This is a genomic window from Intestinimonas massiliensis (ex Afouda et al. 2020) (assembly GCF_001244995.1).
Lineage (GTDB): Bacteria > Bacillota > Clostridia > Oscillospirales > Oscillospiraceae > Intestinimonas > Intestinimonas massiliensis.
On record NZ_LN869529.1, the window covers coordinates 1,413,002 to 1,436,926 of the forward strand.

At 64.3% G+C, this 23,925-nt stretch carries 24 protein-coding genes, 2 riboswitches and 1 other annotated feature (1 of these 27 running past the window's edge); of the genes, 10 read left to right on the forward strand and 14 right to left on the reverse strand.

Annotation, left to right across the window (positions count from 1 at the left end; translation table 11 throughout):
- Positions 1-199: a binding site (T-box leader), on the reverse strand (it extends 21 nt beyond the left edge of the window).
- 93 nt (positions 200-292) lie between these two features.
- The 8 genes from BN2154_RS10680 to BN2154_RS10715 all read right to left on the reverse strand — a co-directional run bounded on the left by BN2154_RS10680 (position 293) and on the right by BN2154_RS10715 (position 10,234).
- The gene (locus BN2154_RS10680; RefSeq protein WP_050619616.1) at positions 293-1,939 is read right to left on the reverse strand and encodes a Na+/H+ antiporter NhaC family protein; all 1,647 of its coding nucleotides are present in this window, start codon (positions 1,937-1,939) and stop codon (positions 293-295) included.
- 181 nt (positions 1,940-2,120) lie between these two features.
- Complete coding sequence (gene gluQRS / locus BN2154_RS10685; RefSeq protein WP_050618765.1) at positions 2,121-3,056, reverse strand: tRNA glutamyl-Q(34) synthetase GluQRS; 936 nt, start codon at positions 3,054-3,056, stop codon at positions 2,121-2,123.
- Positions 3,057-3,175: 119 nt separating this feature from the next.
- A complete protein-coding gene (gene lpdA / locus BN2154_RS10690; protein WP_050618766.1) occupies positions 3,176-4,564 on the reverse strand; it encodes a dihydrolipoyl dehydrogenase in 1,389 nt (462 codons plus the stop codon).
- 124 nt (positions 4,565-4,688) lie between these two features.
- A complete protein-coding gene (gene gcvPB, locus BN2154_RS10695; RefSeq protein ID WP_050618767.1) occupies positions 4,689-6,131 on the reverse strand; it encodes an aminomethyl-transferring glycine dehydrogenase subunit GcvPB in 1,443 nt (480 codons plus the stop codon).
- A 1-nt stretch (position 6,132) separates the two neighbouring features.
- Positions 6,133-7,443: an aminomethyl-transferring glycine dehydrogenase subunit GcvPA gene (gcvPA, locus tag BN2154_RS10700; protein ID WP_050618768.1), complete on the reverse strand. Its 1,311-nt coding sequence runs from the start codon at positions 7,441-7,443 to the stop codon at positions 6,133-6,135.
- 5 nt (positions 7,444-7,448) lie between these two features.
- On the reverse strand, positions 7,449-7,829 hold the full coding sequence (gene gcvH, locus BN2154_RS10705) for a glycine cleavage system protein GcvH (RefSeq protein ID WP_050618769.1): 381 nt from the start codon (positions 7,827-7,829) through the stop codon (positions 7,449-7,451).
- Between the two features lie 40 nt (positions 7,830-7,869).
- Entirely contained in the window at positions 7,870-8,952 is a 1,083-nt protein-coding gene (gene gcvT, locus BN2154_RS10710) for a glycine cleavage system aminomethyltransferase GcvT (RefSeq protein ID WP_050618770.1), read from the reverse strand.
- Between the two features lie 70 nt (positions 8,953-9,022).
- Positions 9,023-9,105: riboswitch (glycine riboswitch) on the reverse strand.
- A gap of 3 nt (positions 9,106-9,108) precedes the next feature.
- Positions 9,109-9,198: riboswitch (glycine riboswitch) on the reverse strand.
- A 79-nt stretch (positions 9,199-9,277) separates the two neighbouring features.
- Positions 9,278-10,234 carry a tRNA dihydrouridine synthase gene (locus tag BN2154_RS10715; RefSeq protein WP_050618771.1) on the reverse strand — a complete coding sequence of 319 codons (957 nt, stop codon included), beginning with the start codon at positions 10,232-10,234 and terminating at the stop codon, positions 9,278-9,280.
- Positions 10,235-10,374: 140 nt separating this feature from the next.
- Between BN2154_RS10715 and BN2154_RS10720 the strand changes: the two genes are divergently transcribed.
- The 10 genes from BN2154_RS10720 to BN2154_RS10755 all read left to right on the forward strand — a co-directional run bounded on the left by BN2154_RS10720 (position 10,375) and on the right by BN2154_RS10755 (position 18,462).
- Positions 10,375-11,133: an alpha/beta hydrolase family protein gene (locus BN2154_RS10720; protein WP_050618772.1), complete on the forward strand. Its 759-nt coding sequence runs from the start codon at positions 10,375-10,377 to the stop codon at positions 11,131-11,133.
- Between the two features lie 401 nt (positions 11,134-11,534).
- Positions 11,535-14,702, forward strand: a complete 3,168-nt coding sequence (locus BN2154_RS10725) for a response regulator (RefSeq protein ID WP_368013993.1) — start codon at positions 11,535-11,537, stop codon at positions 14,700-14,702.
- A gap of 3 nt (positions 14,703-14,705) precedes the next feature.
- Positions 14,706-15,077 (forward strand): Hpt domain-containing protein, encoded by a 372-nt coding sequence (locus tag BN2154_RS10730; protein WP_050618774.1) that lies wholly within the window; start codon positions 14,706-14,708, stop codon positions 15,075-15,077.
- 80 nt (positions 15,078-15,157) lie between these two features.
- Entirely contained in the window at positions 15,158-15,487 is a 330-nt protein-coding gene (locus BN2154_RS10735) for a cupin domain-containing protein (protein ID WP_050618775.1), read from the forward strand.
- A gap of 16 nt (positions 15,488-15,503) precedes the next feature.
- Positions 15,504-15,842 carry a cupin domain-containing protein gene (locus BN2154_RS10740; RefSeq protein WP_050618776.1) on the forward strand — a complete coding sequence of 113 codons (339 nt, stop codon included), beginning with the start codon at positions 15,504-15,506 and terminating at the stop codon, positions 15,840-15,842.
- Positions 15,843-16,221: 379 nt separating this feature from the next.
- The gene (gene safA / locus BN2154_RS10745) at positions 16,222-16,830 is read left to right on the forward strand and encodes a SafA/ExsA family spore coat assembly protein (protein WP_050618777.1); all 609 of its coding nucleotides are present in this window, start codon (positions 16,222-16,224) and stop codon (positions 16,828-16,830) included.
- Between the two features lie 61 nt (positions 16,831-16,891).
- On the forward strand, positions 16,892-17,026 hold the full coding sequence (locus BN2154_RS16465; protein WP_256304746.1) for a hypothetical protein: 135 nt from the start codon (positions 16,892-16,894) through the stop codon (positions 17,024-17,026).
- Positions 17,027-17,035: 9 nt separating this feature from the next.
- Positions 17,036-17,167, forward strand: coding sequence for a hypothetical protein (locus tag BN2154_RS16470; protein ID WP_256304747.1), 132 nt, complete (start codon positions 17,036-17,038; stop codon positions 17,165-17,167).
- 379 nt (positions 17,168-17,546) lie between these two features.
- Positions 17,547-17,888 (forward strand): hypothetical protein, encoded by a 342-nt coding sequence (locus BN2154_RS10750; RefSeq protein WP_050618778.1) that lies wholly within the window; start codon positions 17,547-17,549, stop codon positions 17,886-17,888.
- Positions 17,889-17,922: 34 nt separating this feature from the next.
- The gene (locus tag BN2154_RS10755; protein WP_050618779.1) at positions 17,923-18,462 is read left to right on the forward strand and encodes a hypothetical protein; all 540 of its coding nucleotides are present in this window, start codon (positions 17,923-17,925) and stop codon (positions 18,460-18,462) included.
- A 39-nt stretch (positions 18,463-18,501) separates the two neighbouring features.
- Here the strand turns inward: BN2154_RS10755 and BN2154_RS10760 are convergent, their stop codons facing one another.
- The 6 genes from BN2154_RS10760 to trpD form a co-directional block, all read right to left on the reverse strand.
- Positions 18,502-19,428 carry a tocopherol cyclase family protein gene (locus BN2154_RS10760; RefSeq protein ID WP_050618780.1) on the reverse strand — a complete coding sequence of 309 codons (927 nt, stop codon included), beginning with the start codon at positions 19,426-19,428 and terminating at the stop codon, positions 18,502-18,504.
- Between the two features lie 118 nt (positions 19,429-19,546).
- Positions 19,547-20,326: a tryptophan synthase subunit alpha gene (gene trpA, locus BN2154_RS10765; RefSeq protein WP_050618781.1), complete on the reverse strand. Its 780-nt coding sequence runs from the start codon at positions 20,324-20,326 to the stop codon at positions 19,547-19,549.
- Positions 20,323-21,507, reverse strand: coding sequence for a tryptophan synthase subunit beta (gene trpB, locus BN2154_RS10770; protein WP_050618782.1), 1,185 nt, complete (start codon positions 21,505-21,507; stop codon positions 20,323-20,325). The genes trpA and trpB overlap by 4 nt, the downstream gene beginning before the upstream one ends.
- 5 nt (positions 21,508-21,512) lie before the next feature.
- On the reverse strand, positions 21,513-22,118 hold the full coding sequence (locus tag BN2154_RS10775) for a phosphoribosylanthranilate isomerase (RefSeq protein ID WP_050618783.1): 606 nt from the start codon (positions 22,116-22,118) through the stop codon (positions 21,513-21,515).
- Entirely contained in the window at positions 22,115-22,909 is a 795-nt protein-coding gene (gene trpC / locus BN2154_RS10780) for an indole-3-glycerol phosphate synthase TrpC (RefSeq protein ID WP_050618784.1), read from the reverse strand. Before trpC ends, BN2154_RS10775 begins: the two co-directional genes overlap by 4 nt.
- A 5-nt stretch (positions 22,910-22,914) precedes the next feature.
- Positions 22,915-23,925, reverse strand: a complete 1,011-nt coding sequence (gene trpD, locus BN2154_RS10785; protein ID WP_050618785.1) for an anthranilate phosphoribosyltransferase — start codon at positions 23,923-23,925, stop codon at positions 22,915-22,917.

Consider the following 23,925-nt stretch of genomic DNA (forward strand, 5'->3'; position numbering starts at 1 on the left):
GCGGTACCACCTGAATTTGGGCGCGGCGCGCCCACACTCCTTGACCCTTAACGCGGGCGCACGTTGCGGCCTACGGCAGGATGCCGTTCAGCCCACAGCTCCGGGACCACCTTCCCCGCTTTTTTGGAGAGCCTCGCAGCAGGCCGGCTCCTCTCTGCACCAAACGAAGGCGGGTACTCCTTCCCATCACAGCCTTTTTTCGTCGAACAGCCTTAGTATACGCAAATGGCGGGAAAATGTCAAGGAAAAACCGGGGCGGACCAAGTCCGCCCCGGCTTTTCCTTGCAATCGCTTATTTCACCACAGCCGCCTCGTCCTTTTTGGACGAGATGCTCTTCAGGGCGAAGAGGACCACCTCCAGCAGGACCAGGCTGATAATCAGGGTAATCCAGGTGTTGCCGTTGGTCAGGCCGGCGATGATGTAACCCACGAAGCAGACCGCAGCGACGGTCAGCGCGTAGGGGAGCTGCGTGGCCACATGGTTGACGTGGTTGCAGCGGGCGCCGGCGGAGGCCATGATGGTGGTGTCGGAGATGGGAGAGCAGTGGTCGCCGCAGACGGCGCCGGCCAGGCAGGCGGCGATGGAGGTGACCATCATATCGCTGCCCATGGGGAACAGCGGCAGCACGATGGGGATCATGATGCCGAAGGTGCCCCAGGAGGTGCCGGTAGCGAAGGCCAAGCCCACACAGACCAGGAACACGATGGCGGGCAGCATGGCCTTCATGCCGGGGGCCGCATTGGCCACCAGGTTCTCCACGAAGGTGGCGCCGCCCAGCAGGCCGGTCATGCCGGACAGGGTCCACGCAAAGGTGAGGATCAGGATGGCGGGGACCATCTGCTTGAAGCCGTCGGGGATGCACTCGGTGAATTCCTGGAAGGTCATTACGCGGCGGATCATGTAGTAGATAAAGGTAAGAATCAGGGTGATGACGGAGCCCAGCACCAGGCCCATGGAGGCGTCGGACCCGGCAAAGGCGTCAATGAAGCTCTCGCCGTCAAAGAAGCCGCCGGTGTAGACCATGCCCATGATGCAGCAGAAAATCAGCACCACCACGGGGAGCACCAGGTCGATGACCTTGCCGTTGGCGTTGGGCTTCACGTCGCCCAGTCCCTCGCCATAGGGCCGGTCAGGCGTGGTGAACAGGTCGTTTTTGTCCCGGGCATTGTCCTCATGGATCTTCATGGGACCGTAGTCGAACTTGCCTATCGCCAGGGTGAGGCACATCACGATGGTCAGCAGGGCATAGAGGTTGTTGGGGATCGTCTGCAGGAACATGGCAAAGCCGTTGATGCCGGAATCCTCGGGGACGGAGCCGGTGACGGCGGCGGCCCAGGAGGAGATGGGCGCGATGATACAGATGGGCGCGGCCGTGGCGTCGATGAGGTAGGCCAGCTTGGCCCGGGACACCCGGTGGCCATCCGTAACGGGCAGCATAACGGAGCCCACGGTCAGGCAGTTGAAATAGTCGTCCACGAAGATGAGCACGCCCAGCAGCATAGTGGAGAGCTGGCCGCCCACCCGTGTCTTGATGTGGTCCTTGGCCCAGTTACCGAAGGCAGTGGAGCCGCCGGCCTTGTTCATCAGGGCCACCATGATGCCCAGGATAACCAGGAACACCAGGATGCCCGCGTTCCAGGAGTCGGAAATCTTATAGATCATGCCGCCGTCTTCATTGAAGAACATGGTCATGATGGTCAGCTCGGGGTTGAAGTTAGCGTACAGCAGGCCGCCCACCAGGATGCCTACGAACAGAGAGCTGTAGACCTCCTTGGTGATCAGGGCCAGGATGATGGCGATGACAGGGGGCAGCAGAGACAGGGGGCTGGCGTAGAAATTGCTGACGTATTCCGCCTCGCCTTCCGCGAAGGCTACGGTCATCATGATAGCGGTCAAGGCCACAAAAACAACCAAGAATGGAAGAAACCTCTTCCGCATGTTGGATCTGTGCATGTTTACCCTCCCTTTCGAATGATGCTTGTGTCGGATTTGCCGTTGCTGAGATAAAACCAAACCAATTCCCATTTACAGCATATCACATTTGCTCCCAAACCACAAGTAAAATCGAACAAATTACATCTGCATTTTATGTGTAAACTCGGCAAACTCACTATGCTATTCAGAGCTGTTCTATGCAGATCGGAGCCCGCTTCACTTTGGCCCAGGTAAATTCCTTCACCAACTCCCGGGGGCTTGCCGGGGCCGGCTCTTCCGTGAGCCCGGCCAAAAATGCCAGATACCCGGTCAACTCCGCCGGGGTAAACCGCTCCCGCAGGGCCCCCATGTCCAGGTCCTGGTCCCGTTTGGACAGGCGGCGGCCGTCGGCGGCCTCCAGCAGCGGGAGGTGGGCATAGGTGGGGCGGCGATAGCCCAGCTTGTCCATCAGCCAGAGCTGACGCGGGGTGGAGTCCAGCAGGTCCATGCCCCGCACCACCCGGGTCACCCCCATCCGGGCGTCATCCACCGTGACCGCGAGCTGATAGGCATACACCCCGTCGGAGCGCCGTACGATAAAATCTCCGCAGTCGTGGGCCAGGTGGAAGGATTGGGGTCCGCAGTTGGCGTCGCGGAAGGCCACCGTCTCGTGGGGGACCGCCGCCTTCCAGGCCGGGTCCCGTTCCCGCCAGCGGGCGGCCCGCTCCTCCGCCGTAAAGGCGCGGCAGGGACACGCCCCCATGTCCCGCACCTCCCCGGGGTGAGGGGCGGAGGCGGCCAGCCGCTGGTGGCGGCTGCACCAGCAGGGGTAGAGCAGCCCCTGCTCCTCCAGAGCCCGGAACGCCGCGTCATACAGTGCGGTGCGCTCCCGCTGGCAGTATGGGCCGTTGGGTCCGCCCGCCTGGAAGCCCTCCTCCCACCCCAGCCCCAGCCAGCGCAGATCGTCGGCGATCCGGGAGGCCCAGGGCTCCCCAGTCCGCAGGGGGTCCAGATCCTCCATCCGCAGCACCACCGTGCCCCCCGCCGCCCGGGCGTCCAGCCAGGCCAGCAGGAAGGACAGTACGTTTCCCAGGTGCATCCGGCCGCTGGGGCTGGGGGCAAAGCGTCCCTTTTCCGCCATATGGTTCTCTCCCCTTTGTTCGTTCTTCCGCCAGTGTACCACAGGTCCGGGCACTTTTACAGCCCAAACATACCAAGGACCGCACGCCGGATACCCGGCATGCGGTCCTCTCCGTCTTTTTATCGGTTGAGCTGGTGGATGGCCAGGCCGAAGCAGCTCTCTGCCGCCTCGGAAATCCCCTCCCCAAACGTGGGGTGAGGCCGGATAAGCTGGGCCATGCGCTCCACCGTCCGGCCCTCCGCCACGGCGAGGGTAAATTCCCCAATCAGGTCGGTGGCCCGCTCGCACATGAGCTGGGCGCCCAGCACCGCGCCGCTTTCGGCGTGGTACACCACCTTGATGAAGCCCCGTTCCCCCCGGGCGATGACCGTGCGGCCGTTGCCGCTCATCAGATACTTGCCCGTCTTGTACGGGATACCGTTTTCCTTGCACTCGGCCTCCGTGCTGCCCACACAGGCGATCTCCGGGTCGGTGTACACGCAGGCCGGGACGGCCTCCAGGCGCATGGGGGGCCGCAGGCCGGCCATACGGCTCACGGCGTTGATCCCCTGGGCGGAGGCTACATGGGCCAGTTGGATGTTGCCCTTGACCACGTCCCCGATGGCGCAGATACCGGCCACCCGGGTGGAGAAATGGAGGTTCACCGGAATGCCGCCCCGGTCCAGCCCCAGCGCGTCCTCCAATCTGGGGGAAAAGAGGCCGGCGGTGTTCGGCCGCCGCCCGGTGGCCACCAGCACGGCGTCGGACTGCGCCGTCTCCGCCTTGCCCTTGGCCGTAAAGGTGCACGTCAGCGCCTCGCCCTGCCGCTCCACCCGCTCTACGACGGCGCCGGCGTGGACCCGGACCCCCCGCTTTTTCAGCAGCATGGCCAGGTTCTGACCCAGCTCCCGGTCCAGCGTGGGCAGGATGCGGTCCATGGCCTCGATGACGGTGACCTCCGTGCCCAGGGCGCTGCACAGGCAGGCAAACTCCATGCCGATGACCCCGCCGCCGACGATGGTCAGCCTGGGATAGAGCCTCCCGTCGGCCAGCAGCTCGTCGCTGGTGACCACGCCGGGTAGGTCCAGCCCCGGCACCGGCGGCTTTGCGGGAACTGCGCCCGTGGCGATGAGGATGTGCCTGCTCTCCAGCACCTCTTCCCCCACCCGGACCTTTCCCGGCTCCTCCACCCGGGCGGAGCCCCGGAGAAGCTCCACCTTGTTGCCCTGCAGCAGGCCCTCCACACCGGAGCGGAGCTGACCGGTGACCTCGTCCTTCCGGGCGGACATGGCCCCGTAGTCGAAGCGCACGCCCTCCGCCTGTAGACCAAAGGACTGGCAGGTCAGCATCTCCCGGTAAAGGTGGGCGGAGTGGAGCAGGGTCTTGGTGGGGATGCAGCCCCGGTTCAGGCAGGTGCCGCCCACCGCGTCCCGCTCCACCAGGGCGGTCCTCAAACCGAGCTGGCTGGCCCGAATGGCGGCTGCATAGCCGCCCGGGCCGCCGCCGACGACGACAAGGTCATAACGCATGCGAATCCCTCCGGCAACGGTCAAATTTCCAGTACAATACTTTAGATTATAGAGGCTCCGCCGCCAAAAAGCAATCGCTCCGCCGGAAATTCATAAAAACAAAGCGACTTTCTGCAAGAAAGCGTCACTCCGCCGGAAATTCATAGCGCAGCACCGGATGCCGGGCGGCGCTGACCTCGTCGGGCCGGCCGATGGGCGTGGTGTGCGGCGCGGCGTGGAGGCTGTCCGGGTCGCTGTCGGCCCGGGCCCGGATGGCCTTGAGCACCGCCACCGCCTGGTCGATGGTCTCCCGGGACTCCGTCTCAGTGGGCTCGGCCATGAGGGCCTCCTCCACGATGAGGGGGAAGTACATGGTGGGCGGATGGATGCCGTCGTCCAGCAGGGCCTTGGCCACGTCCATGGCGGAGATCCCCTTCTCCCTCTTGAGCCCGGCCAGAGTGAGGACGAACTCGTGCATGCAGGGCCCGTCGCCGTAAGCGACGTCGTAGCTGTCCCGCAGCATCTCCCGCATATAGTTGGCGTTGAGCACCGCGCCCTGGGCGGCCTCGGTGATTCCCTCGCTCCCCAGGGTCAGGAGATACGCCAGGGCCTTCACCACCACGGCGAAGTTGCCGTAGAAGCTCTTCACGCTGCCAATGGACTTGGCCGGGTGCTGGAACTCCAGCCCATCCTCCCCCTCCGCCGCGTGGTACAGCGGCAGGAAGGGGGCCAGGAAATCCTTGCAGCCCACGGGGCCGGAGCCGGGCCCGCCGCCGCCGTGGGGGGTGGAGAAGGTCTTGTGCAGATTCAGGTGGACCAAATCAAAGCCCATGTCGCCGGGCCGGGCCACCCCCATGACGGCGTTGAGGTTGGCTCCGTCGTAGTAGCACAGGCCCCCCGCGTCGTGGACGATCCGGGTGATCTCCAGAATATTGGGATCGAACAGGCCCAGGGTGTTGGGGTTGGTGAGCATGAGCCCGGCGGTGTCCGGCCCGGCGGCCGCGCGCAGGGCCTCCAGGTCCACCCCGCCCTGGGAATTGGAGGGCACGTTGACCACAGTGAAGCCGCACATGGCGGCGGAGGCCGGGTTGGTGCCGTGGGCGGAATCAGGGACCAGGATCTTGGTCCGGGCTGGGTCCCCCCGGTCCAGGTGGTATTTTTTTACCATCAGCAGGGCGGTGAACTCCCCGTGGGCCCCGGCGGCGGGCTGGAAAGTCATCTGGTCCATGCCGGTGACCTCGCACAGGAGCTCCTCCGCCCAGCCCAGTACCTCCAGGCAGCCCTGGACCGTATCGGCGCTCTGGAGGGGGTGGACTCCGGCAAAGCCGGGCAGAGCGGCCAGCTCTTCGTTGATCTTGGGGTTATACTTCATGGTGCAGGAGCCCAGGGGATAAAACCCGTTGTTGACCCCGTGGGTCCGGCGGCACAGGGCGGAGTAGTGCCGGGACAGGTCCACCTCGGCCATCTCCGGCAGGCGGAGGGGCGTTTCCCGCTCCAGACCCTCCAGCAGATGGGCGGGCGGCACGTCCAGCGGCGGCAGCAGGTCGCAGCCGCGGCCGGGAACACTCTTTTCAAACAGCAATTCCATCTCAGCACACCTCCCGAATGGCCGCTTCCAGGGCGTCGATCTCATCCTTGGTGTTCATCTCGGTGGCGCACCAGAGGATGCCCTGCTCGATGGGCAGGCCGCCCAGAATACCCCGGGCCTCCAGCCCCGCCGTCAGCTTCTCCGGCTTCACGGGACAGGTGGTGACGAACTCATGGAAATAGGGGCCGGGGTAGACCATGTCGAAGCCGGGCACCGAGCAAATGCGCTCGGCGGCGTACCGGGCGTGGGCCATACAGCTCTCCGCAGCCCGGCGCAGGCCGTCCGGACCCATGGCCGCCAGATACACCGAGGCGGTCATGGCGCACAGGGCCTGGTTGGAGCACACGTTGGAAGAGGCTTTCTCCCGGCGGATGTGCTGCTCCCGGGCCTGGAGGGTGAGGACATAGGCCCGCCGTCCGTCGTGGTCGGCGGTCTGCCCCACGATGCGCCCGGGGAGCTTGCGGGTCAGTGCCTTGGTGCAGGCCATGAAGCCCAGGTACGGCCCGCCAAAGCTGAGGGGCAGGCCCAGACTCTGGCCCTCTCCCACGGCAATGTCGGCCCCGCATTCCCCGGGGGTCCGGAGCACCGCCATGGCGATGGGGTTGACCCCCATGATACACTTGGCCCCGGCGGCGTGGGCAGCACGGACCGCGGCCTCGGCGGACTCGATGCGGCCAAAGTAGTTGGGCTGCTGGAGGTAGACGCAGGCCACCGTGTCGTCCAGCAGCCCCTCCAGCGCCTCGATGTCGGTAAAGCCGTTCTTCATGGGGACAGTCCGGACCTCCATGCCGCTGCCGAAGCAGTAGGTGCCGATGGTCTGGAGTACCATGGGGTGGGCGGCGGCGGAGACCAGAACGGCATTCCGCTTCTTCTCCCGGCACATGGCCACGGCCTCGGCGGCGGCGGACGCCCCGTCGTACACCGAGGCGTTGGCCACATCCATGCCGGTGAGCTCACAGATCATGGTCTGATACTCGAAGATGGACTGGAGCACCCCCTGGGAAATCTCCGCCTGATAGGGGGTGTAGGCGGTGATGAACTCCTCCTTGGAGGTAACGGACTTGACGATGGCGGGGATATAGTGGCGGTAGGCCCCCGCCCCCCGGAACACCGAGGAGAACACCCGGTTCTTCCCCGCCATGCCCTCCAGCACCCGACGGACCTCCAACTCGGACTTGCCCGCAGGCAGGTCCAGCCGGTCCACCTTCATCTCCGGCGGCACCTGGACGAACAGATCGTCCATGCTGCGGCAGCCGATGGCCTCCAGCATAGCCTGGCGCTCCGCCGCCGTGGACGGAATATAGCTTCCCATGCCCCTCACCCCTCGGCCGCGCAGTGGGCCTCATAGGCGGCGGCGTCCAGCAGTTCCTCCTGCCCGGTGATGGCCTCCACCTCCACCAGCCAGGCCCCGTAGGGGTCGGCATTGATGGCCTCGGGGGTGTCCAGCAGGGCCTCGTTGGCCGCGCGCACGGTGCCGGTGACGGGGCAGAAGATGTCGGACACCGCCTTGACGGACTCCACGTCCCCCAGGGCCTCCCCGGCGGTGACGGCGTCCCCCGCCTCGGGCAGGTTGACAAAGACCAGATCGCCCAGGGCATCCTGGGCGTGATCGGTGAGCCCCACCCGGGCGGCGCCGTCGGGCAGGAACTCCACCCACTCGTGGGACCTGGTGTACTTCAGGTTTTCAGGAATATTCATGACGTTTTCCTCCTTATAAATTCAAACCGTGTGGTTTTGGTCAGCGCTTATAAAAGGGCAGCTCCACCACCTGGGCGGCCACGCGGCGGCCGCGCACGTCCACCTCCACCCGGGTGCCGGGGACGGCGTCGGCACTCGACAGATAGGCCATGGCAACCGCCTTGCCCAGGAAGGGGCAGTGGGTGCCGGAGGTAGTCTGTCCCGCCAGCCGGTCTCCGATATAGATGTCCTGGTGCTCCCGGGCGATACCCCGGCCGGTGATCTCCAGCCCCACCCGGGTCTGCCGGACGGGCAGCCTGGCGGCGAGGGCATCCTTTCCGATAAAGTCCTCCTTGCCCATCTTCACCGCAAAATCCAGCCCCGCCTCCAGAGGGGTAATGACGTCGTTGAGCTCGTGGCCGTAGAGGGGCATGGCGGCCTCCAGGCGCAGGGTGTCCCTGGCCCCCAGGCCGCAGGGGATGAGCCCCAGGTCGGCCCCCGCCTCCAGCAGCAGATCCCACAGCCCCTCCGCGTCGGCACTGACACAGTAGAGCTCATAGCCGAATTCCCCGGTATAGCCGGTGCGGGAGATGAGGCAGCGGATCCCCCTCAGGTCCACATCCCGGACAAAGCTGTAGTACTTTGGGGGCAGGACGGACTCGTCCAGCAGCCGGAGCAGGATCTGCTTGGACTTCGGCCCCTGGAGGGCCACCTGGGCCACCCGTCCGGAGATGTCCTCCATTTCGCACGCGCCGAACAGATGCTCCCGCATCCAGCCGGCGTCCTTATCCTTGTTTGCGGCGTTGACCACCACCAGATAGGCGGCGTCGTGCACCTTGTAGACGATCAGATCGTCCACACAGCCCCCCTGGTCGTTGCACATGGGGGAATAGCGCACCTGTCCGTCGTACATGCCGGTAAAATCATTGGTAAGCAGGTGGTTGAGGTTGCGGAGCGCGTCCGGCCCGGTGAATACGAGCTCCCCCATGTGGCTGACGTCGAAGAGCCCGGCAGCCGTGCGCACCGCCATATGCTCGGCGATCACGCCCGTAGGGTACTGGACGGGCAGCAGGTAGCCGGCAAAGGGGACGATCTTGCCGCCCGCCGCGGCGTGCTTTGCGTAGAGCGGGGTTTTTTGTTCCATCTCTATCATCATCCTTTCTGAATCATCGGTGCAGCAAAAAAAGACGGAGGCGTGCCAAAAAAAAGCATGCCTCCGTCTCGTTACCTGAAAGATTCTCCGCCCCCCGGGGGACGGGTTGCTTCTTCGGTCCGGCCGCAGGGCCGGTTTTCGGAGTTCCGTCCGGCGTCGGTACTTTTGCCTGAGAGTTTGCTGCCCGCTTCCCCTTCGGCGCCCCTCTTGCAGAGGAGTCTCTCCCGACGCCATCATCCGCCTGTTTGATTGTCACCCTCAGTATAGCCGACGGCGATGGATTTGGCAAGTCTTTTCTGTCGCCGCCCGGCCGGTTTTACCAGCCCTGCTCCGCCTCCTCCCGCAGCTCCAGATCCCGGAAGATGGACGCCACCTGGGCCTCATACACTCTGGGATCTGCCGCCTTGCGGAGCTGTCTGGCGTGGCGCTCCCCGCCCCGGAAGCGGTGGATGAGGTAGAACCAGACCTCCTTCATGCGCAGCATGGCGTTGCGCTCGCTGCCGAAGGCGGCGCAGTAGCCGTGGTAGAGCTGGTCATGAAAGGTCCGCAGAGACTCCTTGTCCAAAGCCGGGCCCCCCTTCTGCCGGGCGATGAGGTCCGGAGAGGCCACCAGCCCCCGGCCCAGCATAGCCGCCTCCAGACCGGGGGCCCGGGACTCCAGGGCCCGGCAGTCCGCCGCCGTCAGCAGGTCGCCGTTGTAGCACAGGGGATTTTTGCTCGCCCCCAGGGCCAGTTCAAACCACTCCCACCGGGCGGCGCCGCGGTAAAAGTCCTTCTGCACCCTCGGGTGGACCGTGAGCTCCAGGATGGGGTACCGGTTGTAGATCTCCAGAATGCGGAGGAACTCCTCCGGCTCCCGGACGCCCAGCCGGGTCTTGACGGAGACCGCCACAGGGGCACGGGAGAAGATCTCCTCCAGGAACCGGTCCAGCTCCTCTGGAAAGGCCAGGAAGCCGGAGCCCTTCCCCTTGGCCGTCACCGTGCCTGAGGGACACCCCAGGTTCAGATTGACCTCCCGGTAGCCCATGGCGGCCAGCTCCCCCGCCGCCCAAAGGAAGTCTTCCGCCCGCCGGGTCAGGAGCTGAGGCACCGCCGGGACCCCCTCGTTGTGGGCGGGCAGGATGTCCTGGAGCTCCCGCCGGGGAAAGACGTGGTCCTGGCTCACCGAGAGGAAGGGCATGAAATACTTGTCGGCGCCGGGAAAGCAGCGGTGGTGGACGCCGCGGTAGAGCCAGCCGGTGACGCCCTCCATGGGGGCAGAATAAAAGCGCATGTCGATCCATCCTTGCCGTCGGCGGAGTCCGCCGGATATCCAGAGGATTTTACCATCTTTTCGCCCCGCTGGCAAACCCTCGTTGCGGGGGCGGGTCTTGTTGGTGTATAATGGAAGGCGACCGGAAAGGAGAACGCGGTATGAAACATGAGTGGATTCCCACCGAAACGGGCTGGAGCGTGCCCTGTCTGCATCGGATCGGCGGCGGCGAGGCGCTGGTCTGCGTATCGGCCCACGGCTTCGGCAGCAGCAAGTCCAGCCCCACCAACCAGCTCCTGCTCCAGGGGCTCCCCGCCCGGGGCGTTGGCGTGCTGGCATTCGACTTTCCCCTCCATGGGGAGAGCCCCGACGGCGCCCCTCCCCTGCGGCTGGAGACCTGCTTCGACGCACTGGCGGCCGCGGAGGCCCGGGCCCGCTCCCTGGCCCCCCGGGCCCAGGTCGTCTATTTCGGCTCCAGCTTCGGGGCCTATGTCACCCTGCTCTATCTCGCCCAGCGGCCCCATGCCGGACGGCGGGCTTTCCTCCGCTCGGCGGCGGTGTGCATGCCGGAGCTCTTCCACCACAAGACCCCCGAGGAGGAGGCCCGGCTCCAGGCCGACGGCTCTGTGGTCCTGGGGGAGGAATACGGCTATGTTCGCCCGCTGAAGTTGACCTGCGGCTTTTTCGAGGATCTGGATCGGCACGATCTGTTTACCCTGTGGCGGCCGGAGGAGGCCGAGGTACGCATGGTCCATGGCGAGCTGGACGAGACCATCCCCGTGGAGGAGGCCCGCCGCTTTGCCGTGCGCTTCCAGATCCCTCTGACGGTGATCCCCGGAGGAGACCACCGTCTGTCCATTCCCGGCGCGCCGGAGCTGGTGCTGGAGCGGGCCGCCGCCTTCTTCCTGGGCCGGAGCTGACCCGGTCAGGGCCTCCTCCCCGCGCCTGTGCAGAGCAGGCCTTGGACACAGAATATGACGGTATGGCCCTCCATGGCCCGGCAGACCCATGTTTGCCCATCAAACCGTGGCGGGCGTGTACCCGCCGACGACTCTCGTTGCATGGCAGCAATTTTCATCCTTTTTTCCCGTTGCAAAAGCGGCCGAGGACATCCCCCTGCCGGGTCCCTCCGTCCTTCGGACCTACCTAAAGATTGCGCATCCTTCTCTCCCATGTTAAAATGGAATATCCACTGGTAAAAACAGATGTCCTCCCGCCACACCCTACCGCCCGGGCGGGCTCGGCCTGATACAGTGCAGGCGCAGCCTGCGGAAAGGGGAATGCCATGCCATTGCAGCGGACTGCGGAGGAGACTCTCCGCTTGTTTTGTCAGAGCTGGTTCGAGCAGCGGGATGCAGAGGGCACGCTGGCACTGCTCTCGCCCGACCTCACCTTTGTCGGCGCCATAGGGACGGACCCGGCCCTCAATCTGGCCCAGACAGCCGACTACATCCGGAAGAGCATCCAGGAGGCCCCCGAGCCCTGTGCCTGTACACTCTCTATTGTAGACGAGCAGCCGATCACCCCCTGCGTGTGCAACCTCTTTACCGAGCTGACCCTGCAAAGTCCCTATACCGTCCGACGGCTACAGGGCTGCGCGACTCTGGAGCGGCAGCCGGACAGGCCCTGGCTGATCCGCTCTCTCCACGTGGCGGACAGACGGGCCACCCTTCTCTCCACCTGCATCGACATCACGGCCCGGAAGCGGGCCCAGGACGAGGTGCAGCTCCTCTACAACAACATCCCCGGCGCGGTCTTCCGCTGCCGGTTCGACGATGATTTCACCGTCATCGACGCCAATGACGGCCTGTTTGACTTTCTGGGCTACACCCGTGCAGAATTCGCCGCACTGGGCAGCCGCATGTCCGCCGTGATCCACCCGGAGGACCTGTCCAACCTGCGGGAAAAGCTGCTGGCACAGTTGGAGCACGGGCACACCATCCGCCATGAAAACCGCCTGGTCTGTAAGGACGGCAGCGTCAAATGGATCTCCATCAAGGCCCAATTGCTTCAGGGCTCCGAACCATACTTTTACTGCATTTTTGTGGATATCACCGAAGAAAAACGGCTCCGGGTGCGTATCCGGGAGCTGTATGAGCAGGAGCTGGCCTATTTCTCCGAGCTGACCTCTGAGGACGGCAGCATCCAGGGCCGCTTCAATGTCACCCGCAACCGGCTGGAAAGCTATCTTACCACCTCCGATATCGCACTGACCAAAGACGGCGACTCCTACGATCAGGCCATCGCCGCGTTTGCCTCCTCGGCCGCGGACCCGCAGTGCCGGGACGCGATCCTCCGCGGCCTCGCCCGGGAGAATGTCCTGACCGACTACGCCGCCGGGAAAGTCAACTACCGCTTCGATTTTTTGCGCCGGCGCAGCGGCGGCCGCGAATTCTGGGGGAGCACCAGCTTCCGCTCCTGCCGCAATCCCGAGACCGGCGACGTGATGCTGTTTTTCCGCACCACCGACATCACGGAAAAGAAGCTGCAGGAGGAACTGCTCAACCAGTTGGCCGTATTGAATTACGACGTCATTATGGAGATCAGCATCCCTCTGGATACCCATCGGATCATCTCCTTTGACCGGCGCCAGCGGGAGACCATCCCCCGCCAGGGGAAGTTTCAGGAGGGGATTCGGGACATCGCCGACCGCTTTATGGACGCGGCGGCCAAAAGAGAGTATCTGAGCAAGCTGGACTACGCCTACATGGAGCGGCAGCTCGCCCGGCGCCCGGCCTACTCCTTTGTCCTGGAGGTGCGGGACCGGTGGGGCGACCGGCGGGTCAAGCGGTTCCAGGTCTTTTCCATCAGCAAGGAGCTGGGCCGCGTGTGTCTGGCGCGCTCCGACGTGACCGACGTGGTCCGGCAGGAGCAGCGGCAAAAGGAGGCGCTGGCCTCCGCCCTGGTGGCTGCGGAGCAGGCCAACGCCGCCAAGTCCGACTTCCTCTCCCGCATGAGCCATGAGATCCGCACCCCCATGAACGCCATCATCGGCATGAGCGCCATCGCGGCCCAGTCGGTGGGGCGCGACGAGCTGGTGGCCGACTGCATCGCCAAGATCGGCATTTCCTCCCGCTTCCTGCTCTCTCTCATCAACGACATTCTGGACATGAGCCGGATCGAAAGCGGCAAGATGCTGCTGAAGAGCGAAACCATCCCCACCGAGGAGTTTCTCAACGGGATCAACTCCATCTGCTATTCCCAGGCGGTGGCCAAGGGTGTGGACTATGAGTGCATCCTCGACCCGGTGCTGAACGATTGCTACATTGGCGACGCCATGAAGCTCCAGCAGGTGCTCATCAATATCCTGAGCAACGCCGTCAAATTCACCCAGGAGGGCGGTAAGGTCACCTTTTCCGTCTCCCAACACCGGAGGACCAAGAACGGCGCCCTGCTGCGCTTTATCGTCAACGACACCGGCCGGGGCATCAGCGACGACTTCCTGCCCCATATCTTCGAGCCCTTCTCCCAGGAGTCCACAGGCACCACCGCCCTGTACGGCGGCACCGGGCTGGGCCTGGCCATCTCCAAAAGCATTGTGGATATGATGGGCGGAAAGATCACCGTGCGCTCCATCAAGGGCATCGGCACGGAGTTTACCGTAGATGTCAAGCTGGGCGTCACAGAGGAGGACCGGCTCCGCCACCGCCCCAAAAAGCAGGACTACAACTTCTCCCATCTGAAAACCCTGGTGGTGGATGACGACGTGGCCGTGTGTGAAAGCGCCATACTTACCCTGCGGGAGATGGGCATCCAGGCCGAGTGGGTGGACAGCGGGCGCAAGGCCGTGGACCAGGTCCACGGCCTCTGGGATCGGGGCCGGTATTACGATCTGATCCTGATCGACTGGAAGATGCCGGAGATGGACGGGCTGGAGACGGCCCGGCGCATCCGCGCCATCGTGGGACCGGAGGTCACCATCATCATCATGACCGCCTATGATTGGACCGCCATCGAGCACGAAGCCAAGCTGGCCGGGGTTAATCTGCTGATGAGCAAGCCCATGTTCAAATCCTCCCTGATCTCTGCCTTCTCCAAGGCGCTGGGGGAGAAGGAGGAGCACACGCAGCCGGTGCAGGAGCCCGACTACGACTTCACGGGCAGGCGGGTGCTGCTGGCGGAGGACAATGCAATCAGCACCGAGGTGGCGGTGCTGCTGCTGGAGAGCAAGGGCTTTCAGGTGGATACGGCGGAAAACGGCCTGCGCGCCCTGGAGATGTTCAGCAAGACGGAGCAGGGCTACTACAGCGCCATCCTGATGGACATCCGCATGCCCCTGATGGACGGCCTGACCGCCGCCGCCAACATCCGCCACCTCAGCAACGCCGACGCCCGCACCATCCCCATCATCGCCATGACCGCCAACGCCTTCGACGACGACATAGAAAAGAGCCGTGCCTCCGGCATGAACGCCCATCTGGCCAAGCCTGTCGATCCGGCGCTGCTGTACCAGACGCTTTACGACTTCATTTTCCGGGAGGGGGAGTGATCCATGCCGGGTTTTCCGGAGTGCTTTGCCGCCTACGGCGCAGACCACCGCGACACCATGGCCCGCTTTCTGGGCAGCGAGAGTCTGTATCTGCGCTTTCTGGACATGCTGCCTCAGGACGATAATCTACGCAAGCTGGGGGCCGCGCTGGCCGACGGCGACCTGGAGCGCGCCTTCCTGGCCGCCCACACGCTGAAGGGCGTGGCGGGCAATCTGGGCCTGCTGCCTCTTTCCCGGGCAGTCTGCGCCATCGTGGAGCCCCTCCGGGCCAGGGAAGCCCGGGACTACGGGGCACTCTACCAGGCCGTCCTGGAGGAGTTCCGGCGCGTGGATGCTTTTCGGGAATGCCTGCGGCGGAACTACCAGGGAGAATGAATCCCACGGGGCCGGCATTTTCTCCAGTTTTGCGGCATACTACTGGGGGAACCACCATCTTTGTGAAAGGAGAGGAACCGATGGAGCATCTGAAAAACCTGCCGTCCGACCAGGTCGCGGCCTTGGCTCAGATGGTCACGATCCAGCCTGGTCGGGTGGTCAGCATGGCCCTTTCCCGAAATGAGCACTGTCAGATGACCCTGCTGGCCTTTGCGGACGGCGAGAGCGTCAGCGAGGAGTGCTATTTCGGCGACACCCTCTACTACGTTCTGGAGGGGGAAATGCCCCTTCAAATGGGAGACCGGGTGTACCCTCTGCGGGCGGGAGACTGCATGGCAGTGCCCGCCCACACCCTGCATGCGGTGGGCGGCAGCCTGCCGTTTAAACTGCTGCAGATCACACTGCAATGATCGGGAGGACCACATCATGGAAAAGCTGATTAAAAATCTGGAACATGCCAAGCCGCTGCCGCTGAAAGAGCAGGTGGCCTACGAGCCCGGCCGGGTGGTCAGCCTGACCCTGGCCCAGCAGCCTGGCGTGGGTATGACGCTCTTTGCCTTTGACGCCGGCGAAGGCGTCAGCACCCACGCCGCCCCGGGCGACGCCATGGTCTATGTCCTGGAGGGCGAAGCCCAGATCACCATCGACGGCGCGCCCCACTCCGTCACCGGCGGAAGCGCCATTATTCTGCCCGCCGGCATCCCCCACGCGGTGGCGGCCGTCACCCCCTTCAAAATGCTCCTTACGGTAGTCAAAGAGAGCTAAATTCAGCCCCCGCCGGCAAAAACCGGCGGGGGCTCAGGCTGTCGAAAACCCCTCCTGGAGAAGAGCCTCGCAGAGTTCCGTCGTCCGCAGACGACGGAAGGAAAGGAAGCTCCGTCATTTCCGGCGACATGCGCGTCGGAAATGACACCTCTCATGACAGATAGGGCGACTTTTCTACAAGAATCGAGCCCTGTCCGTCATGCATCTCTCTGTCGAAAAAGGCCAAAGGCCTTTTTCGACAAGCTGAGCCCCCGCCGGCAAAAACCGGCGGGGGCTTTTGATCTCCAGACTCATGGCAGATATTGCATTTGCAAAAAGGTTACAAAACGGTTACAATTGCAGTAGCCTTGCAAGGAAACCCACAAAGGAGCTGATTCCAATGAAACCATTCCGCACCCTGCTTCTCACTGCCGCCCTGGCCGGGACCGTCCTGGCATCCTCCGCCGGCGCGGCCTCCCTCTCCCACACGGTGGCGGCCGGAGACACCATGTGGAAGCTGGCCGTGAAATATCAGGTAGGCACCAGCGAAATCATCCGGGCAAACGCCCACATCAGCAACCCGGACCTGATCTATCCCGGCCAGGTGCTGACCATCCCTCAGCTCGACAGCACCGTATCCAGCTTTGAGGCCGAGGTGGTGCGCCTGGTCAACGAGATCCGCCGGCAGAACGGGCTGTCCTCCCTCACCGCCAACTGGGAGCTCTCCCGCGTGGCCCGCTATAAATCGCAGGACATGCTGGACAACCGCTACTTTTCCCACAACAGCCCTACTTACGGCACACCCTTCCAGATGATTAAGGCCTTCGGGCTGTCCTACCGCACGGCGGGGGAAAACATCGCCAAAGGCTACCCCTCTCCCCAGGCCGTGGTGAATGGCTGGATGAATTCCAGCGGCCATCGGGCCAATATCCTCAACGCCTCCTACACCCAGATCGGCGTGGGCTACGTCGCCCAGGGCAATTACTGGACGCAGATGTTCCTCGGCTGAGCTGTTGGGGCATGACTACGATCCCTCCGGTCCGGGCACACTATCAGGCGAGGTGATTACGATGCCGAAGGACAGCCAGCCGGACAACAAGCGCGCCCGCATGAAAAAGTGCCGGGGGCAGACGCCCATCACCCGGGAGAACCAAAATCAGAACCGGACCGCCAAAAAGCAGTCCATCCCCAACAACGACGTCTGAGGTGAAGCCATGGCAAAAAAAGGCATGAAGCGCCCCGAGCGCACCCACACCCGGCCGCGCAACGAAGTCCCTCCGGTGCCGGAGCTCCAGGGCCGGGCCAAGACCGCCAAGGAAAAGGCCAAGCCCATCACCGAGCCCTGACCGGCGCCCACAAAAAATGCACCTGCTGCCCGCAGGTGCATTTTTTGCTCCGGTCCCCCGGCCGGACAGAATGGACCGGACGCCTGCTCCTGACGTCCGGTCCACTCCAAAGGAAAGAGGATACCATGAAAAAAGCTATCTCTTGCAAGGATTAGGATACAAAAAAGATGTTAAGAAGAAAACTAAAAAGTATTACAAATGGATGAAATCCGGCAGGAATTTTGTAAGGGCAGGGTAAAGCGGGCCTACCTTCCCGCCTTTTGCGTCCGTTCTCCTCCCATTGTAACAAATTTCGCCTTCGGGAATAGGATGACACAGTGACAGTGCAGCGCGTCTGAAGGCGCACTGCGGCCATATCTATCACAAGGAGCGATGGTTTATGGACAACAACACCGCGCTGGATTACCCGATCGTGACCCGGTCCGGAGTACCCCTGTCCCCTCCCACCACCGTGGACACGAGAAGCTATCAGGAGCTTCTGTACGTCTCCAAAGGGCGCTTTCTGGTGTGCAGCTTCCTCATTGGCACCCAGACCATCACGACGCTCTCCGGTTTTCTGGTGAATGTGGGGCCCAGCTATTTTGTGCTGCGCGACCCGTGTACGAACATAGAGACGACCTGCGACATCTATTCTCTCAAGTTTGTCGCCGTCTATCCTGCGGGAGAGCCGGACCCGCGGGCGTACTGCGTCACCCGTCTTTACAGAAACACCCTCGGGTAGGGCAGGCCCTGTGCCGATGGACAGTCAACCGTTAATGTTCTCCGAAACTCAATACGATCTTGTTCAGAGCTGTATCGACGCCTGGCGTCTGGGCTCCTTCTGGAGCATCCTGTACATGCAGAGTCGTATGTTCGACGGAGACAACGCCAAAAGCATGGAGGAAGAGCTTGGCACCATACCGAAGCAATACGGCGCGATCCTCCAGCCGTATTACGGGCCGGCGGTGGGCACGCTGATAAGCGCACGCATCCAGCCGATTTACGGTTTCTATATCGAATATCTGGACCTGGTGATCTCCCGCCGGCGCACCAGGGCGGCAGAAGTGAAGCAGGCGTGGCTCCTGGCTGCGGACGACGCCGGTCAAACGATCAGCGAACAGAACCCCTATTGGGATGCGCATATGTGGAGCACCATGCTGCGGCACATGGTGACCCTGCTGGTGGGCTCCATCGACATGCTGATCCTGGGGACGTACCGCAAGGTGGGGCTGAATTATCTGATGCTGGAGCGGCTGGCTGCCGATCTGGGCTCTTATATGGGGCTTGGCATCATCCGCCAGTTCCAGATCCCCTAGTCTCCCTGCTCCAAGCCCCTCCGGAAGACGGCGGCCGCCTCACGGCGTGAGGCGGCCGCCGTCTGTCTGCGCGTTTTCCTCCCCCGCATACTCAAAGCTGGCGCAGCGGTCGGTGTGCTCAAACAAAAGAGTTCTGCCCGCCCAGAAGCGGTAGCGCAGGCAGGCGGTCAGGCTCTCACCGACGGTACGGCCCATGCCGCCCTCCACCGGCGCCCGCAGGAGCCGGGCTTCCCCTTCCAGGCGCTCCGCCTCCAGGCGGTATATTCCCTGGCGGATCCGGGCGCCGTCGGCGGACCAACGCTCCACCCGGGCCCCCCGGTAGGTGGCCAGGCGGTACTCGCGCCCATTGTAGAGCACCGCGCAGATGCAGCCGGTAAAGCTCACGCCCGCCAGGGGGATGTCCGCAATGGACAGCATCAGACTGCTGCACCTGGCCTCCCGCCAGGCGCACTGCGTCCAGAGGTAGGCGCTGGGGAAGGACCGTCCCCGGTCGGTCTCCACATACCCCGTCCCCCCAGCGAAGTCCAGGACCGCGCCGTTCAGGGTCAGCGTCCCCTCCAGCGCATGGCCCATGCTGATCACGCCATGGCTGCACTCCATGCCGGGCAGGAACCGGAAGGGGCCCATGATGTCCGATTTAAGGGGCGTGAAGGGGCCGCATTGCAGCGCGCCGTGGAGAGAGAGTCCCCTCCCCTCTACATTCAGCCAGATCCCCTTTCGATTGAACAGACTGCCGTCCAGCCAGATCTGGAACAGCTCCCCGGAGGCCTGGAGCGCAGATTCCGGGTATTCCAGCCACCAGGCGCCGTCCTCTGCGAGGACCTGGAGGGAGGCGCTGCGCCGCCCCGTCCGGTCCTGATGGACCGCCGGGATCAGCGCCAGCGCCCTGCCGTCCCTCGTCTGGCACTTCAAATACCAGCCCTCAAAATAGGGGCCTCGCCGGCCCGCGCCATGATAATACTTCACGCCATACACCCTCCTGTCAGGCCCGCCGCCTGCCCTTCCGTGCTAGTATTGCGAGTTTGGGCCCCCATTATGCCCACAGCGTGGAAGCGGTCTGCAGGCCGGCGCATGCTGCCTCCGCTCACCTCCGGCTGACCGCCCGCTTCATCGCCGCGGTGAAATCCCGCACAGCGGGCACGGCCTCCCGGCCATGCCGGGCCACCAGCTTGACGATGGCCGACCCCACAATGACCCCGTCGGAGAGGGCGGCCATCTCTGCGGCCTGCTCCGGAGCGGAGATGCCAAACCCCACGGCGCAGGGGATGTGCGGATTGGACGCCCGGACCTGGCCTACCATGGCGCCCACGTCCGTGGTAATCCGGCTGCGCATCCCCGTGACGCCCAGGGAGGACACGCAATAGACAAACCCCTCCGCCGCCTTTGCGATCTCTGAGATACGGCCTTCGGAGGTGGGAGCGATGAGGGAGATGAGATCCAGTCCGCAGGCTCGGCAGGCGGGGGCAAACTCCTCTTTCTCCTCAAAGGGGACGTCGGGCAGGATCAGGCCGTCTATGCCCGCTTCGGCAGCCGCAGCAAGAAACCGCTCGGTTCCATAGGAGAACACCACGTTGGCGTAGGTCATGAATACCATGGGGATAGCCACATCCCGGCGCAGCGCCCGGGCCATCCCGAAAATCTGGTCGGTGGTGACGCCGCCGGCCAGAGCTCGGGCGTTGGCCGCCTGGATGACCGGGCCCTCGGCCGTGGGGTCGGAGAACGGGATCCCCAGCTCGATGAGGTCGGCCCCTGCCTCCGCCATAGTCCGCACCAGAGCCGCGGTGGTCCCCAGGTCCGGGTCCCCGCAAGTAAGAAAGGGAATAAACGCCTTGCCGTTGGCAAAAGCCTGTTGGATTCGGCTCATTCGGAGATCTCCTCCCCTCTGTACCGGGCGACAGACACACAGTCCTTGTCCCCCCGGCCGGAAATAGTCACCACAAGGATCTGTTCCTTTCCCATGGTGGGCGCCAGCTTTCGGGCATAGGCCACCGCGTGGGCCGACTCGATGGCGGGGATGATACCTTCCAGACGGCTGAGATATTCAAAGGCGTCCACCGCCTCGCTGTCCGTGACGGGCACGTACTCCGCCCGTCCGGTGTCGTGGAGCCAGGCGTGCTCCGGCCCGATGCCGGGGTAGTCCAGCCCGGCGGAAATGGAGTACACCGGGGCGATCTGGCCGTACTGGTCCTGACAGAAGTAGGATTTCATGCCGTGAAAGATGCCCAGCCGCCCGGTGGCGATGGTGGCCGCCGTCTCGGGCGTGTCCACGCCCCGCCCCGCGGCCTCGCAGCCGATGAGTCGGACGGAGGGCTCGCCGATAAAGTGGTAGAAGGCCCCGATGGCGTTGGAGCCGCCGCCCACGCAGGCCACCACCGCGTCGGGCAGCTTGCCCTCCTTCTCCCGGAGCTGCTCCCGGATCTCCCGGGAGATGACGGCCTGGAAGTCCCGGACGATGGTGGGGAACGGATGGGGACCCATGACAGAGCCCAGGCAGTAGTGGGTGTCGCGGATGCGGCCCGTCCACTCCCGCATAGCCTCGGAGACAGCGTCCTTCAGGGTGGCTGTGCCGGTGGTGACGGGCACTACCCGCGCCCCCAGCAGCCGCATTTTATAGACATTGAGGGCCTGGCGCCGGGTATCCTCCTCCCCCATGAACACCACGCACTCCATACCCATGAGGGCGGCGGCGGTGGCGGTGGCCACGCCGTGCTGCCCCGCTCCGGTCTCCGCGATGAGCCGAGTCTTGCCCATCCTTTGGGCCAGGAGCGCCTGACCCAGCACGTTGTTGATCTTATGGGCTCCCGTGTGGTTCAGGTCCTCCCGCTTGAGATAGACCTTGGCTCCCCCCAGATCCTCCGTCATACGCCTGGCGAAGTACAGCCGGGAGGGCCGTCCGGCGTACTCGTTAAACAGCTCCGTCAGCTCCCGGTTGAAGGCCGGGTCGTCCTTGCAGCGGTCATAGGCCTCCTCCAGCTCCATGACCGCGTTCATCAGCGTTTCGGGTATATATTGCCCGCCGTGGATGCCAAATCGTCCCCTGGACATGACGCTCACTCCTTCCGCGCAGCGGCCACTGCCGCCTCTATCTTGTGCCGATCCTTTTTCTTCTCTGTCTCCACCCCGCTGGACAGGTCCAGCCCATAGGGGTGGAGGGCGGCGACGGCCGCCGGTATGTTTTCCGGGGTCAGCCCCCCCGCCAGCAGGAAGGGCCGGGTTACCCCACCGGCAAGGGACCAGTCGAAGGTCTCTCCCGTGCCGCAGCCGTTGTCCAGCAGCACCAGATCCGCAGCGGAGGCATGGACCGCCCTCAGATCGGCGGCGGAGCGCACTTGGAACGTCTTCCAGATCACGCATCCCGGCGCCAGCTCCCGCAGGGCGGCCAGATAAGCGTCGTCCTCGTGGCCGTGGAGCTGGGCGACGGAAATGGTCCCGTCCCTGAGCAGGGCGGCCGGGACCTCCGCCGGCTGGTCCACAAACACCCCCACCGGCACGATGCCCGGGGCCAGCTCCGCCCGCAATGCCCTGGCCTGGTCCGGAGTGACGTTCCGGTGGCTCTTGGGAAAATGCAGGATAAAGCCGCACCAGTCGGGCCTGGCCTCGTTCACATACCGGATATCCTCGGGCCGGTACAGTCCACAGATTTTGATCCGGGTCATTTCGCCGCCTCCCGCAGGGCAGCCAACAGGGCGGCCCGGTCCTTCGCCCGCATGAGAACTTCCCCCATAAGCACCGCGTCGGCCCCGATGCGCTTCAGCTCCGCCACATCCGCCGGCCCGGTCACGCCGCTCTCCGCCACATAGAGCACTTCCGGCGGGATTCGCTCCCGCAGCCGGGCGGCGGTGGCGAAGTCCACGGAGAAGTCCTTCAGGTTCCGGTTGTTGACCCCGATGATCGACGCCCCGGCGGACACGGCGGAGGCGAGCTCCGTCTCATCATGCGCCTCCACCACAGCGGACAGGCCCAGCTCCCCGCACAGCTCCAGATACCGGGCAATGGTGCGGGTATCCAGCAAGGCGCAGATCAGCAGCACCGCCTCGGCGCCCAGCAGCCTGGCCTGATAAATTTGATACTCGTCCACCGTGAAGTCCTTGCGGAGCATGGGAATGGATACGGCCGCCCGGATATCCCCGAACACCTGGTCCGAGCCCAAAAACCACTTGGGCTCCGTCAGGCAGGAGATGCAGTCCGCTCCCGCCGCCTGATAGTCCCGGGCGACGTCCAGATAGGGAAAGTCCTCCGAGAGAATCCCCTTGGAGGGGGACGCCTTCTTGACCTCGCAAATGAGGCCCAGGCCGCGCCCTTGCAGGGCGTTCAGAAACCGCCGTCCCCCAGCCTGGCCCTCCTGGCCGCATTGGTCCCGGAGCAGCTCCAGAGGGAGCCGCCGCCGGTCCTCCTCCACCCGCCGCCGGGTGTGGGCGGCGATGGTCTCCAAAATCGTCTCCGCCATGGCGCTCACCTCCGGGTGAGCCGGACGATCTCCTCCAGCTTTGCCCCGGCTGCGCCGGAGTCGATGAGCTCCTCCGCCCGCTTTACGCCGGCCGCCACGGTGTCCGCCTTCCCGCCGATGTAGAGGGCCGCTCCGGCATTGAGGCACACCGCCTGCCGCTTGGGGCCCCGGTCCGTCCCGTCCAGGACGGCCCGGGTGATGGCGGCATTCTCCGACGGAGTACCGCCTGTCAGCTCCGCCTTATCGCACCGGGCATAGCCGAACTGCTCCGGGGTCAGCTCATAGGACTGGAACCAGCCGTCCCGGATTTCGCAGACCGAGGTGGGGGCGGACATGGAGATCTCGTCCAGCCTGTCCCGGCCGAACACCACCATGCCCCGGGTGACGCCCAGCTTGCTCATCACCTGAGCCAGAGGCTCCACCAGCGCCTCGTCGTAGACGCCCATCAGTTCCCGGTTGGCCCCGGCGGGGTTGGACAGGGGGCCCAGAATATTGAACACCGTGCGGATGCCCAGCTCTTTGCGCACCGGGGCCACATATTTCATGGAAATGTGGTAGTTCTGGGCAAACAGAAAGCAAAAATTCTGCCGTCTCAGCAGTTCGGCACTCTGTTCCGGTGACAGGGCTATGTTGACCCCCAGGGCCTCCAATACATCGGCCGCGCCGCTTTTGGAGGAGGCCGCCCGGTTGCCGTGCTTGGCCACGGGGACGCCTCCGGCGGCGATGACAAAGGCGGAGGTCGTGGAGATGTTAAAGGAATTGGCCCCGTCTCCGCCGGTGCCCACGATCTCCAGGGCGTCCACGTCGTGGAGCAGGCGCACGCAGTGGGCGCGCATCCCGGCGGCGCAGGCGGTGATCTCGTCGATGGTCTCCCCCTTGATGGCCAGGGCGGTCAGGAAGGAGGCCATCTGAATCTGGCTGGCCTGGCCGCTCATAATCTCATCCATAACGGCGGCGGCGGTCTCGTAGGAAAGGTCCTGTTTGGCGGCGAGCTGGATGATGGCTTCTTTAATCAT